Origin of the sequence: Nonomuraea sp. NEAU-A123, from assembly GCF_018603905.1 — a bacterium.
GTDB lineage: Bacteria > Actinomycetota > Actinomycetes > Streptosporangiales > Streptosporangiaceae > Nonomuraea.
The window spans coordinates 47,593-60,736 of sequence record NZ_JAHFZZ010000009.1 but is presented as its reverse complement, the minus strand read 5'-3'; the positions used below and the strand labels follow the sequence as shown (position 1 = coordinate 60,736).

Here is a 13,144-nt window from a genome sequence, read left to right as displayed (position 1 = left end):
CGGAAAGACTGACGACCAGTGGCCCGACCGACCAGCCGCCACAGCCGACCGGGGCGAACGCTCCTGGTGCTGCTGGCGCTCATCATCGCCCTGGGCGGGACGATGTTCCTGCAGAAGGCGTTCACGCCGAAGCTGGGGCTCGACCTCGCCGGCGGCACGACGGTGACTCTCTCACCGGTGACCCTGAACGGTGCCGCTCCGCCCGAGGAGATCCTTGACCGCGCGGTCAACATCATCCGCGACCGGGTCAACGGCAACGGCATCTCCGACGCGGAGGTCACCAAGTCCGGCGCCAACATCATCATCTCCGTTCCGGGCGCGGGTCAGAAGGAGGTCATCGAACTGGTCGGCACCACAGCGGAGCTCCGCTTCCGCCAGGTGCTCGCCATAGCGGCCACGCAGACTCCGCAGGAGCTCGCCACCGAGGCGCCCAAGCCGGGCACCTCGCCGTCCTCCACCCCGTCCACGGCTCCGTCCTCCGCCCCCACGCAGTCGGGCAAGCCGTCCCAGTCGGCGGGGGCTCCCAAGCCCAGCACCTCGCCCACGGGCAAGGCCCTGTCGTCCGCGCTGGTCGCGCCGTCGGCCACCCCGTCGGCGACCGCCTCGCCGAAGGCCAAGGAGACACCGAAGGCGCAGAAGACCAAGGACGGCAAGGCCACTCCGACGCCCACCCCGACGTCGAGCGGCCAGCCCACTCAGGACCCCAGTACGGCGATCAACACCCAGGGCATCGACAAGGACGTGCTCGCGCAGTTCAACAAGCTCGACTGCAGCGACCCGAAGAACCGCGGGAAGGGCGTCCAGGACGACCCGGCCAAGCAGTTCGCCGCCTGTGAGTCCGACGGCAGCCTCAAGTACGTCCTCGACGTGGCCAAGGTCGTCGGCACCGACATCTCCTCGGCCAGCGCCGGCGTCCAGCAGGGCACCACCCAGTGGCTCGTCCAGCTCGACTTCAAGAGCCAGGGCGCGAGCGCGTGGAGCAAGCTGACCTCCACCGCCTACAACTCGCAGGCGCCGCGCAACCAGGTCGCCGTCGTCCTCGACGGTGTCGTGATCACCGCGCCCAACATCATCGGCCCGATCCCGGGCGGCCGCGCCGAGATCACCGGTGGCTTCACCCAGCAGAGCGCCACCGAGCTGGCCGACCAGCTCAAGTACGGCGCGCTGCCGCTGAAGTTCAACCCCAGCTCGATCGAGACCGTGTCCTCGACCCTCGGCCAGGACCAGCTCATGGGCGGCCTGATCTCCGGCGTCTTCGGCCTCGGCCTCGTGGTCCTCTACTGCTTGCTGTACTACCGCGGTCTCGGCATCGTCGCCGTCCTCAGCCTCGTGGTCGCCACGATCCTCACCTACACGACCGTGGTCGTGCTCGGCCACAACGCCGGGTTCCGGCTGTCGCTGCCGCACATCATCGGCCTGGTGGTCTCGATCGGCATCACCGCCGACTCCTTCATCGTGTACTTCGAACGCATACGAGATGAGATGAAGGAAGGGCGGCGGACGCTGCGTGCGGCCGTCGAGGTGGCCTGGGTGCGTGCGCGGCGCACGATCCTGATCGCCGACGCCGTCATGTTCATCGCCGCGGTCGTGCTGTACGTGCTCGCCGTGGGCGGTGTGGCCGGGTTCGCGTTCGCGATGGGCCTGACCACGCTGATCGACATCGTGGTGGTGTTCCTGTTCACGAAGCCGTTCATCGCGGTGCTGGCCAAGCTCAAGTTCTTCGCCAAGGGGCACCCGCTGTCCGGCCTCGACGCCGAGCGCATGAGGGAAGACCCTGGCCACACCACCGGCCGCACCACGACCACCCCGCAGGAGGCCTGACATGGGACTGGGGCGTCGCCTCTACCGCGGCGAGATCGACGTTGACTTCGTCGGCCGCTGGAAGCTCTGGTACAGCCTTTCCGGCTTCCTGCTGATCGTGTCCCTCGCCGGGCTGCTCATCAACGGGCTCAACCTGGGCGTTGAGTTCAAGGGCGGGTCGGTCTTCTCCTTCAAGGCGTCGCAGACCAGCTCTGTGGTGCAGGTCCGCGAAAGCTTCCTGCAGGAGGGCGTGCACCAGCCGATCGTGCAGACGGCCGGCGACCGTTGGCGGGTCACCACCGAGAGCCTCGACACGGGCGCGGTGACCAAGGTCCAGAACGCCATCTCGAAGGACTTCGGCGTCGCGGTCAAGGACGTCGACATCCAGTCGATCGGCGCGACCTGGGGCGGCGAGGTGTCGCAGAAGGCCTGGATGGGCCTGGGCGTCTTCATGCTGGCGATCATCCTGTACCTGTCGATGGCGTTCGAGCCGAAGATGGCGCTGGCCGCGATCGTCGCGCTCATCCACGACCTCGTCATCACGGCGGGCGTCTACGCCTGGTCGGGCTTCGAGGTCACGCCCGCGACGCTGCTCGGCTTCCTGACCATCCTCGGTTACTCGCTCTACGACGCGGTCGTGGTGTTCGACATGATCAAGGAAGTCACGGCCAAGCTGGGCACCACGTCGAAGCAGACCTACTCGATGGCGGCCAACAACGCCCTGAACCACACGCTGATCCGGTCTCTCAACACCTCGCTGGTCGCGATCCTGCCGGTGGCGGCGATCCTGTTCATCGGCACCACGCTGCTCGGCGCGGGCACGCTGAAGGACCTGTCGCTGGCGCTGTTCGTCGGCATGATCGTCGGCACCTACTCCTCGCTGTGCGTGGCCACGCCGCTGCTGGTGACGCTGAAGGAGCGGGAGCCGAAGTACCAGGCCATCGCCCGGCGGCTCTCCTCCACCGGCACCAAGGCCGTCAAGGGCGGCAAGAAGGCGGCGACGGCCAAGGGCTAGCCCACACGGCCCCGTACGCGCACGAACGACGCCTCCGCCCACCCCGGGCGGGGGCGTCGCTCTGTAGAGGCTCTGAGAGCCCTCACAGAGGCGGACATAACCGGGTGAATGCCACCCAACCCCCACCTGACGCCGGTGGTGCCCAGGATGGGCCATCATGGAGGCCGTCAGTCGTGGAAAGCAGCGACCGCCCGGCGGTCAACCGAAGGAGTGCCGTCATGAGCGACCTGAGCTCGTTGATCTGCGACCGCATCAGGGACGTGCCCGACTATCCCCAGCCGGGAGTCGTCTTCAAGGACATCACCCCGCTGCTGGCCGACCCGGCGGTGTTCACGGCTGTGGTCGACGAGCTGGCCGGGGCGTACGATGTGGACAAGATCGTCGGAATCGAGGCCCGGGGCTTCATTCTGGCCGCTCCGGTGGCCTACCGGGCGGGGGCCGGATTCGTGCCCATCAGAAAGAAGGGCAAACTGCCTTCCGAAACTCTTGAAGAGTCCTACGATCTGGAGTACGGCTCCGCGACCATCGAGGTGCACCGCGACGCCTTCACCGAAGGTGACAGGGTGCTCATCGTCGACGACGTGCTCGCCACCGGCGGCACGGCGGAGGCGACCGTGGAGCTGGTGCGCAGGGCCGGAGCCGAGGTCGTCGGCGTCGCCGTGCTGATGGAGCTGGCCTTTCTCAAGGGACGCGAGCGTCTTGTGGGAGTGGATTTGCGCTCCCTTGTGATCGTCTGAGCCCGCCCCGAGACAGGCCAGGTTTCTCACCTGGATACACTGGGGGGCCTGGACTCGAAGGTAAGGAGTCTGTGTGCCCCGCGATGTGGTCGTGCCCGACGCAACTGACGCAGGGAATGCCGAGACGGCGCCCGGCGCTCCGGCGGCGCGTCGAAGGCGGTTTGGGGGTGGGGCCATGAATCCGGTGCTGGAGCCGCTGTTCAGGACGGTCCGTGCCACTCATCCCAAGGCCGACCTGCGCTTGATCGAGCATGCCTACGACGTGGCCGCCTACCATCACCGCGACCAGAAGCGGAAGAGCGGCGACCCGTACATCACCCACCCGCTGGCCGTCGCGACGATCCTGGCCGAGCTCGGCACCGACGACGAGACGCTGTGCGCGGCGCTGCTGCACGACACCGTCGAGGACACCGCCTACGGCCTCGAGGAGCTGCGCGGCGACTTCGGCGACACGATCGCCTCCCTGGTCGACGGCGTCACCAAGCTCGACAAGGTCAAGTTCGGCGACGCCGCGCAGGCCGAGACCGTGCGCAAGATGGTCGTGGCGATGTCGCGCGACATCCGGGTGCTGATCATCAAGCTGGCCGACCGGCTGCACAACATGCGTACGATGCGCTACCTGCCCGAGCACAAGCGCCACCAGAAGTCCCGCGAGACCCTGGAGATCTTCGCCCCGCTGGCCCACCGCCTGGGCATGAACACCATCAAGTGGGAGCTCGAAGACCTGGCCTTCGCCATGCTCTACCCCAAGCGCTATGACGAGATCGCGCGCATGGTGTCGGAGCGGGCCCCGCGCAGGGACCTGTTCCTTCAGGAGGTCATCGAGAAGGTCTCCGGCGACCTGCGCGAGGCGAAGATCCGCGCGGTGGTCAAGGGCCGGCCCAAGCACTACTACTCGGTCTACCAGAAGATGATCGCCAGGGACGTGGCCTTCGACGACATCTACGACCTGGTGGGCATCAGAGTCCTCGTCGACAGCGTGCGCGACTGCTACGCGGCCCTCGGAACGATCCACGCGCGCTGGAACCCGGTCCCCGGCCGGTTCAAGGACTACATCGCGATGCCCAAGTTCAACATGTACCAGTCGCTGCACACCACGGTGATCGGTCCCGAGGGCAAGCCCGTCGAGCTGCAGATCCGCACGCAAGGCATGCACCACCGGGCCGAATACGGCGTGGCCGCCCACTGGAAGTACAAAGAGGAGGTCGGCGCGCCGGGCCCGGCCGGCAAGGTCAAGCCGGGCAGCGACATGGCCTGGCTGCGCCAGCTCCTCGACTGGCAGAAGGAGACCTCCGACCCGGGCGAGTTCCTCGAGTCGCTCCGCTTCGACCTGTCGGTCTCCGAGGTCTACGTCTTCACCCCGCGCGGCCAGGTGGTGGCGCTGCCGGAGGGGGCCACCCCGGTCGACTTCGCCTACGCGGTCCACACCGAGGTCGGCCACCGCTGCATCGGCGCCCGCGTGAACGGCCGCCTGGTGCCGCTGGAGTCGCGGCTGGGCAACGGCGACACGGTCGAGATCTTCACCTCCAAGTCACCCGACGCCGGCCCGTCGCGCGACTGGCTCAAGTTCGTCAAGTCCGGCCGCGCCCGCAACAAGATCCGGCAGTGGTTCTCCAAGGAGCGCCGCGAGACCGCGATCGAGGCGGGCAAGGAGGCCATCGGCCGGGCCATGCGCAAGCAGGGGCTGCCGCTGCAACGCCTGATGTCCGGCGAGTCGCTGCTGGCACTGGCCCGCGACCTGCGTTATCCCGATGTCTCCGCCCTCTACGCGGCCGTGGGGGAGAGCCACGTCGCCGCCCAGACGGTCGTGCAGAAGCTCGTGGCCTCCATCGGCGGCGTCGACAGCGCCGAGGAGGACATCGCCGAGACCTCGCTCCCGACGCGCCTGCGCGGCCGTCCCCGGGGCGGTGGCGGCGCGGGCGTGGTCGTCGCGGGCGACAGCGACGTCTGGGTACGCCTGTCGAAGTGCTGCACCCCGGTGCCCGGCGACGAGATCGTCGGCTTCGTCACCCGGGGGCACGGGGTGTCCGTGCACCGCGCCGACTGCACCAACATCACGCAGCTCAAGTCGCAGCCCGACCGCCTGGTGGAGGTGAGCTGGTCGCCGGGCGACGACTCGGTCTTCCTGGTGGCCATCCAGGTCGAGGCCCTCGATCGGCCCCGCCTGCTGTCCGACGTCACCAGGACCCTGTCCGACCAGCACGTCAACATCCTCAGCGCCTCGGTGACCACCTCACGAGACCGGGTGGCGATCAGCAAGTTCACCTTCGAGATGGGCGATCCCAAGCATCTCGGTCATGTGCTCAAAGCCGTCCGCAGCATTCAGGGCGTCTTCGACGTCTATCGGGTCAGCGGCGCCAGTACGTAGACAGATCGGGCAGGTTGACCACGATCGCGTCCTGGGTGCTGCGGGCGATGACCACCACGGCCTCCTGATCGGGGTCGGGGTTCTCCTCGCGGTGCGGCACGTAGGGCGGGACGAAGATGTAGTCACCCGGCTTGGTGTCCAGCCGGGTCTCACGTGAGCTGCCGGGGTCCAGGAACACGAACGACGGCGTGCCGCTGACCACGTAGATGGCCGTCTCCGACTCCCCGTGATGGTGATCCGCCGAGCGCGTGGCGGGGGCGACGTGGGTCTGGCCCATCCACAGCTTGCCGGACCCGGCCGTACGCCCGCTGACGGCCGCCAGGCGGTGCATGCCGGAGCTCTGGGCGGTCTCGGACGTCAGATCGCCTGAGGTGATGTGACGCAGCCGTTGGTGGAACGGGTCCCCGTCTGCCCGGTAGCCCTCCCACAGGCGCCCTCCGGCCCGCTCCAGCACGCTCGTGGCCGTGGCGGCCAGGCGTACCGGATCGTCGTGGGCGGAGAGCAGCGCGTCGGCGAGCGCCGCGTCGTGGGAGCGCAGCTCGCGCAGCAGCCACTTGCCCGAGCCGTGCCAGCGGCCGGCGGTCGTCAGCGCCAGCCGGGCCGACTCCTGGACGATCTGCCAGCGGATGAACGTCTGCTCGCCCGGGTCCGTCGCGCCCGCCAGGTCGTCGAGCAGGTCCGACAGGACGTAGCGGGCCCGGTCCAGCATCCCTGGCGCGGCGGGGCCGGGACCGGCGGAGAGGCGCTCGCGCATGACTGCCTGGACCTCGGCGGCCCGCCCCGCCCGGTCGGTGAGCACCACGCCCTCCGCGCACATGCGCGGCAGGGTGGGCCGTCGGCCGGCCAGATCGCGGTCGGCGTAGGCGATCAGGCTCAGCTCGTTGTGCACCATCAGGTCGACCGGCCACTCACGCCACCGCGACGATTCGCGGTAGGGCACGGCCAGGCCGTCCAGCACCACGACCACGTCGAGATCGGACCGGCTCGTACGGTGGCCGCTCAGCGCACTGCCGCCCAGAAAGGCGTAGAGCGCGTCCGGGAACAGCTCGGCGACCAGGGCGCGCGCGGCGGGCACGGGATCCATGTCTGCCACCCTAAAGCTCCCGCGCCCTCATCGGCCCGGCACCCTGAAGGCCGGGCACGCAGGCGACCCCCTTCGCCCGCGGACTGGCGGAGACCTCAGCTGAACTCGGCCAGTGTCCGCTCGGCCTCCTCCAGCCACGAACGGCGCGCCGTGATGGCCTCCTCGGCCTCCTTCACGTCCTTGGCGCGTCCGGCGGTCTGGGCCTTGGCCAGGCGCTTCTCCAACTGCTCGATCGAGGTGCGCAGCTGGTCGACCGTGCTCTGGGCGCGGGCCCTGGCCTCGGGGTTGGACCGCTTCCACTCGGCGTCCTCGGCCTTGCGCACGGCGTCGTCCACCTTGCGCAGGCCGCCTTCGAGCCGGTCGCGCTGCTCGCGCGGCACCGGACCGGCCGCCTCCCAGCGCTCCAGGATGTGGCGCAGCGCCGCTCTGGCGGTGCGTACGTCGGTGACCGGAAGAATCTTCTCGGCCTCCGTCAGCAGCACCTCCTTGATCTCGGCGTTGGCCGCCAGGGACGCGTCACGCTCGGCGAACACCGCCGAGCGGGCCTGGAAGAACAGGTCCTGGGCGCCCTTGAAACGCGCCCACAGCTCGTCCTCGGCCTCCCGCGACGCCCGGCCCGCGCTCTTCCAGCGCTGCATCAGGTCGCGGTAGACGGCCGCCGTCGTGGCCCAGTCGGTCGAGTCGGCGATCGCCTCCGCCTCGGCGACGATGCGCTCCTTCTCGGCGCGTACGCCCTCGCGCTGCTCATCGAGCCCCGAGAAGTACTGCTTACGCCGTTTGGCGAAGGCAGTGCGGGCGGCCGACAGCCGCTTCCACAGGGCCGCCTCGGTGACCCGGTCGATGCGGTCGGCAGCCTTCCACTCCTCGACCAGCTGGCGCAGCCGCTCGCCACCCGACTTCCAGTGGGTGGTCTCGTCGGCGATGCGCTCGGCCTCGGCGACGATGCGCTCCTTGACCGTCTTGGCCTCGGCCCGCGCGTGCTCACGCGCGGCCTTGACCTCCTCGCGCCGCTGCGCGACCACCTCCGTCAGCCCGTCGAGACGGGCCGTCAGCGCGGCGAGGTCGCCGATGGCGTGTGCCTCGGCGACCGCCTCGCGGAGCTTGACGATGCTGGCCTCGGCCTGTGCCGGAGCCAGGTCGGTGCCCTTGACCCGCTGCTCGAGCAGCGTGATCTGGCCGGCCAGCTCGTCGTACTTGCGATGGAAGTAGGCCAGTGCCTCGTCCGGTTCACCGGCCTGCCAGGAACCGACGGCTCGCTCTCCCTCAGCCGTACGCACGTAGACGGTGCCGTCGTCGTCTACCCGGCCCCACGGGTCGGTGCTCACCGTGTCCTCCCGCACTATCCATCAGACCCTTCGGGACTACTGTCCCTAGTTTGTATTACGTCAGCTCTTGCCAGAGAATGTCACGTCTTTGATTACGACGGTTTCCTTAGGTGCCCCGGTGCCATCCTGTCCGGGAGCGATGACGCCCGCTTTGTTCACCTTGTCGAGGATGTCGAGACCCTTGGTGATCGTACCCACTGGCGTGTAATCCGCGGTGAGGTCGAGGTCGCCGAAGACCAGGAAAAATTGGCTTCCGGTGGTGCCCGGCGCCTGTGTCTTGGCCATCGCCATCACGCCGCGCTTGTAGGTGGCGCCCGTGAGGTTCTCCTCGCCCATGACGTAGCCGGGGCCGCCCGCGCCGTCCGACTCGCCCTTGCCGTCGGCCTTGGCCTGCGGGTCTCCGCACTGCAGCATCGGGAACTGCGCGCTGCCCAGCCGGTGGCACTTGCTGCCGTCGTAGAACTTCTTCTCCGCCAGGTAGGCCAGAGAGTTGACCGTGCAGGGCGCCTTGGCGTTGTCGAGCTGCACCACGATGTCGCCCAGGTTGGTGTTGAGCGTCATCGTCTTGGTCGCCGGCTTGAGCTTCACCTTCTTCGGCGGGAGACCGACGTCCTTGACCACGCCGCCGCTCTTGTCGGCGACGTAGTCGCACGTGCCGGTCTTGGCGTCGTACGGCTTGGGGCCCGCGGCGGGCGTCGCCGAAGCCGAGGCCGAGGGCACCGCCGTGTCCGAGGGCTGCGCCGTCGCGGCGGCGTCGGTCTTGGAGTCGCCGCCACCCAGCAACGCGACCGCGGCCACGATGCCTCCCACCACGACGATCACGCCCACCGTGGAGCCGATGATCGCCATGCGCTTGGCGCGCTGCTCGCGCTCGAGTCGGCGTGCCAGCTGCCGCTCGTGGTGCTCGCGTGCCAGCTGTTTCTGCCGGTCCTTCCCCGTGGCCACCGCTTTGCCTCCCATAGTCAATCAACTGAGGTGGGCGAATCGTATCGGCCAACGGGTAATGATTCGCAGCCCGGCGACCCGCACCGGTACCCTTCGGTTACATTCCCATTGGCTTTTTTGACGAGATCAGCTGAGGCAGATGCTCATCGCAGGCTTCCCCGCAGGGGCCTTCCAGACCAATTGTTACGTCGTCGCGCCCGCAGCGGGCGAGGAGTGCGTGATCGTCGATCCAGGTCAGGACGCGGTCGACGGAGTCGACGAGCTGCTGAAAGAGCACCGGCTCAAGCCGGTGGCGGTCCTGCTCACGCACGGTCACCTCGACCACGTCTGGTCGGTGGCCCCGGTCTGCGGCGCGCGCGACGTGCCCGCCTGGATCCATCCCGACGACCGGCACCTGCTGAGCGACCCGGCCGCGGGCTGGTCGCCGACGAGCTCCTCGATGTTCGGCGGCATCACGCTGAGCGAGCCCGACGACGTACGCGAGCTGTCCGACGGGGCCGTGCTGCCGCTGGCCGGGCTGGAGATCGTGGTCGACCACACACCCGGCCATACCAGGGGGTCGGTGAGCTTCCGGTTGCCTGACGACGAGGTGATGCTCTCGGGCGACCTGCTGTTCGCCGGCTCCATCGGCCGCTCCGACCTGCCGGGCGGCGACTACCCGACGATCCTGCGCAGCCTGGCCGACAAGTGCCTGCCGCTGCCTGACGATACGGTCGTCCTGCCGGGCCACGGACCACAGACCACGATCGGCCGCGAGCGCGCCACCAATCCATATCTGAAGGAAGCCGCGCCGCACGCCGGTCCCACACGAGGCATCTAACAGGGATCTCATGAGTTTCCAAGCGCCAAAGGGCACCTTCGACTGGCTGCCGCCCCGCTCCGAGCAGGTCCTCGCCGTCCGCGAGGCCCTCGTCGGCCCGGCCCGCCTGGCCGGCTACGGCTACATCGAGACGCCGGTGTTCGAGGACACGCAGCTGTTCGCCAGGGGCGTCGGCGAGTCGACCGACATCGTGTCCAAAGAGATGTACACCTTTCCCGACAAAGCAGGCCGCTCCCTGACGCTGCGGCCCGAGGGCACCGCGTCGGTCGTACGCGCGGTCCTGCAGCACGGCCTGCACAACGGCCAGCTCCCGGTCAAGTTGTGGTACTCCGGCAGCCAGTTCCGCTACGAACGCGCCCAGAAGGGCCGTTACCGTCACTTCTGGCAGGTCGGCGCCGAGGCGCTCGGCTCCGAGGACCCCGCGCTCGACGCCGAGGTCGTCTTGCTGGGCGCCCAGGGCTTCGCCTCGCTCGGCCTGACGGGCGTCCGGCTGCTGATCAACTCGCTGGGCGACAAGACCTGCCGGCCCACCTACCGGGCGGCGCTGCAGGAGTTCCTGCGCGGGCTCGACCTCGACGCCGACACCAGGGCCCGGATCGAGATCAACCCGCTGCGGGTGCTCGACGACAAGCGGCCCGAGGTGCAGGCGCAGCTGACCGGCGCGCCCCTGGTCATCGACCACCTGTGTGCCGCGTGCAAGTCCTACCACGAGGAGGTCCGGGCGCTGCTGAGCGCCGCGGGCGTCGCCTACGAGGACGATCCGCGGCTGGTGCGCGGGCTCGACTACTACACGCGCACCACGTTCGAGTTCGTCCACGACGGGCTCGGCTCGCAGTCCGCGGTCGGCGGCGGCGGGCGCTACGACGGGCTCAGCGAGATGCTCGGCGGGCCGCCCCTGCCCAGCGTCGGCTGGGCGCTCGGCGTCGACCGCACGGTCCTCGCCATGGAGGCCGAGGGACTGATCGACGACACCGCGCCGGGACGCGTCCAGGTGTACGGTGTCCCGCTGGGTGACGAAGCCCGCCGCCGGATGTTCCTGCTCGTGACCGAGCTGCGCCAGGCGGGCGTCAGCGCCGACCTGGCCTACGGCGGCAAGGGGCTCAAGGGCGCGATGAAGGGCGCCGACCGCTCGGGTGCCCGGTTCGCGCTGATCCTGGGCGAGCGTGACCTGGCCGCGCAGGCCGTACAACTGAAAGACCTGACCACCGCTGAGCAGACCGAGGTGCCGTTGGCCCAGGTCGTCGATGTCTTGAAGGGGAAAGTGCAGTGATGCGCACGCATACCGCCGGGTCGCTCCGCGAGGAGCACGCCGGGCAGCAGGTGACGCTCGCAGGATGGGTGGCCCGGCGCCGTGATCACGGCGGTGTGGTCTTCATCGACCTGCGCGATGCCTCCGGCTCGGCGCAGGTGGTCTTCCGCGAGGAGGACCACGCGCACGACCTGCGCGCCGAATACTGCGTGCTGGTCGTGGGCCAGGTCCGGGTCAGGCCGGAGGGCAACGAGAACCCCGAGCTGCCCACCGGCGCGATCGAGGTCGTCGCCGAGCGGGTCGAGGTGCTCAGCGAGTCCGCGCCGCTGCCGTTCCCGATCGAGGGCGGCACGGCCGTCTCCGAGGAGGCCCGCCTTAAATACCGCTATCTCGATATCCGCCGCCCGCAGGTGGCCAACGCCCTGCGGATCCGCTCGAAGGCCACCTACCTGGCCAACGAGGTCATGCACGAGCTCGGCTTCGTCTACGTCGAGACGCCGACGCTGACCAGGTCCACGCCCGAGGGCGCGCGCGACTTCCTGGTGCCGGTGCGGCTGCAGCCGGGCAACTGGTACGCCCTGCCGCAGTCGCCGCAGCTGTTCAAGCAGCTGCTCCAGGTTGGCGGGCTGGAGCGCTACTACCAGCTCGCCAAGTGCTACCGCGACGAGGACCTGCGGGCCGACCGGCAGCCGGAGTTCACCCAGATCGACGTCGAGATGTCGTTCGTCGACCAGGAAGACGTCATCGAGGTCGGCGAGAAGCTCATCGGCCGCGTGTGGCGCGAGACGCTCGGCTACGAGATCCCGACGCCGCTGCCCCGCATCACCTACGCCGACGCGATGTCCCGCTACGGCTCCGACAAGCCCGACCTGCGCTTCGGCCAGGAGCTCGTCGAGATGACCGGCTACTTCGCCGGCACCTCCTTCCGCGTGTTCCAGGCCGACTACGTGGGCGCGGTCGTCATGCCGGGCGGCGCCTCGCAGACCCGCAAGGAGCTCGACGGCTGGCAGGAGTGGGCGCGCTCGCGTGGCGCCAAGGGTCTGGCGTACGTACTCGTCCAGGAGGACGGCACGCTCGGCGGCCCGGTGGCGAAGAACCTCTCAGAAGAGGAAATTTCCGGACTCGCGGCGAAGGTCGGCGCTCAGCCGGGCGACGCGGTCTTCTTCGCGGCCGGCGCCCGCAACGCGGCGCGCGACCTGCTCGGCGCGGCCCGGCTGGAGATCGGCCGGCGTTGCGGCCTCATCGACGAGTCGCTGTGGTCGTTCCTGTGGGTCGTCGACGCGCCCATGTTCGAGGAGGACGGCGAAGGCGGCTGGACGGCCGTGCACCACCCGTTCACCGGCCCCAAGCCCGAATGGGCCGACAACTTCCAGGACCACCCGGGCGAGGCTCTGGCCTACGCCTACGACATGGTCTGCAACGGCATGGAGATCGGCGGCGGCTCCATCCGTATCCACCGGGCGGAGATGCAGCAGCGTGTCTTCGACGTGCTCGGCATCTCCAAGGAGGAGGCCGAGAACAAGTTCGGCTTCCTGCTGGAGGCGTTCAAGTACGGCCCGCCCCCGCACGGAGGCATCGCCTACGGCTGGGACCGCATCTGCATGCTGCTGGCCGACGGCGAGTCGATCCGCGACGTGATCGCCTTCCCGAAGACCGCCTCCGGGTTCGACCCGCTCACCGGCGCGCCGACGCCGATCACGGTCGAGCAGCGCAAGGAGGCGGGCGTCGACGCCAAGCCCAAGACCGAGGGCTGACATACAGCAGGGCGCCCCGCCTCTCCAGGAGAGTCGGGGCGCCCTGT

10 protein-coding genes are annotated in these 13,144 nt (G+C 69.2%); 7 read left to right on the top strand and 3 right to left on the bottom strand.

The window, feature by feature from the left end; genetic code table 11:
* Positions 1-18: 18 nt before the first annotated feature.
* The 4 genes from secD to KLK06_RS27990 all read left to right on the top strand — a co-directional run bounded on the left by secD (position 19) and on the right by KLK06_RS27990 (position 5,920).
* Positions 19-1,821 (top strand): protein translocase subunit SecD, encoded by a 1,803-nt coding sequence (secD, locus tag KLK06_RS28005; protein WP_308168478.1) that lies wholly within the window; start codon positions 19-21, stop codon positions 1,819-1,821.
* 1 nt (position 1,822) lies between these two features.
* Positions 1,823-2,815 carry a protein translocase subunit SecF gene (gene secF / locus KLK06_RS28000; RefSeq protein WP_214638630.1) on the top strand — a complete coding sequence of 331 codons (993 nt, stop codon included), beginning with the start codon at positions 1,823-1,825 and terminating at the stop codon, positions 2,813-2,815.
* Between the two features lie 218 nt (positions 2,816-3,033).
* Positions 3,034-3,552, top strand: a complete 519-nt coding sequence (locus KLK06_RS27995; protein ID WP_214638629.1) for an adenine phosphoribosyltransferase — start codon at positions 3,034-3,036, stop codon at positions 3,550-3,552.
* Positions 3,553-3,727: 175 nt separating this feature from the next.
* A complete protein-coding gene (locus KLK06_RS27990) occupies positions 3,728-5,920 on the top strand; it encodes a bifunctional (p)ppGpp synthetase/guanosine-3',5'-bis(diphosphate) 3'-pyrophosphohydrolase (protein WP_214638628.1) in 2,193 nt (730 codons plus the stop codon).
* Here the strand turns inward: KLK06_RS27990 and KLK06_RS60190 are convergent.
* From KLK06_RS60190 to KLK06_RS27975, 3 genes are all read right to left on the bottom strand, one after another.
* The gene (locus tag KLK06_RS60190) at positions 5,901-7,004 is read right to left on the bottom strand and encodes a cupin domain-containing protein (RefSeq protein ID WP_250906148.1); all 1,104 of its coding nucleotides are present in this window, start codon (positions 7,002-7,004) and stop codon (positions 5,901-5,903) included. The genes KLK06_RS27990 and KLK06_RS60190 overlap by 20 nt on opposite strands.
* A gap of 95 nt (positions 7,005-7,099) precedes the next feature.
* Positions 7,100-8,329 (bottom strand): DUF349 domain-containing protein, encoded by a 1,230-nt coding sequence (locus KLK06_RS27980; protein WP_214638627.1) that lies wholly within the window; start codon positions 8,327-8,329, stop codon positions 7,100-7,102.
* Positions 8,330-8,389: 60 nt separating this feature from the next.
* The gene (locus KLK06_RS27975) at positions 8,390-9,274 is read right to left on the bottom strand and encodes a peptidylprolyl isomerase (RefSeq protein WP_308168477.1); all 885 of its coding nucleotides are present in this window, start codon (positions 9,272-9,274) and stop codon (positions 8,390-8,392) included.
* A gap of 139 nt (positions 9,275-9,413) precedes the next feature.
* On the opposite strand from KLK06_RS27975, the gene KLK06_RS27970 reads away from it, so the two are divergent.
* From KLK06_RS27970 to aspS, 3 genes are read left to right on the top strand one after another with little or no spacing between them, the layout of a single operon-like run.
* The gene (locus KLK06_RS27970) at positions 9,414-10,094 is read left to right on the top strand and encodes an MBL fold metallo-hydrolase (protein ID WP_214638625.1); all 681 of its coding nucleotides are present in this window, start codon (positions 9,414-9,416) and stop codon (positions 10,092-10,094) included.
* A 10-nt stretch (positions 10,095-10,104) separates the two neighbouring features.
* Positions 10,105-11,364 (top strand): histidine--tRNA ligase, encoded by a 1,260-nt coding sequence (gene hisS, locus KLK06_RS27965; RefSeq protein WP_214638624.1) that lies wholly within the window; start codon positions 10,105-10,107, stop codon positions 11,362-11,364.
* Positions 11,361-13,097: an aspartate--tRNA ligase gene (gene aspS, locus KLK06_RS27960; RefSeq protein WP_214638623.1), complete on the top strand. Its 1,737-nt coding sequence runs from the start codon at positions 11,361-11,363 to the stop codon at positions 13,095-13,097. Before hisS ends, aspS begins: the two co-directional genes overlap by 4 nt.
* Positions 13,098-13,144 lie beyond the last annotated feature (47 nt).

Excerpts from the sequence above, each read along its gene's own strand:
- secF (WP_214638630.1), top strand. The coding sequence starts at position 1,823 with ATGGGACTGGGGCGTCGCCTCTACCGCGGCGAGATCGACGTTGACTTC.
- KLK06_RS27995 (WP_214638629.1), top strand. The coding sequence starts at position 3,034 with ATGAGCGACCTGAGCTCGTTGATCTGCGACCGCATCAGGGACGTGCCC.
- KLK06_RS27990 (WP_214638628.1), top strand. The coding sequence starts at position 3,728 with ATGAATCCGGTGCTGGAGCCGCTGTTCAGGACGGTCCGTGCCACTCAT.
- KLK06_RS60190 (WP_250906148.1), bottom strand. The coding sequence starts at position 7,004 with ATGGATCCCGTGCCCGCCGCGCGCGCCCTGGTCGCCGAGCTGTTCCCG.
- KLK06_RS27970 (WP_214638625.1), top strand. The coding sequence starts at position 9,414 with ATGCTCATCGCAGGCTTCCCCGCAGGGGCCTTCCAGACCAATTGTTAC.
- hisS (WP_214638624.1), top strand. The coding sequence starts at position 10,105 with ATGAGTTTCCAAGCGCCAAAGGGCACCTTCGACTGGCTGCCGCCCCGC.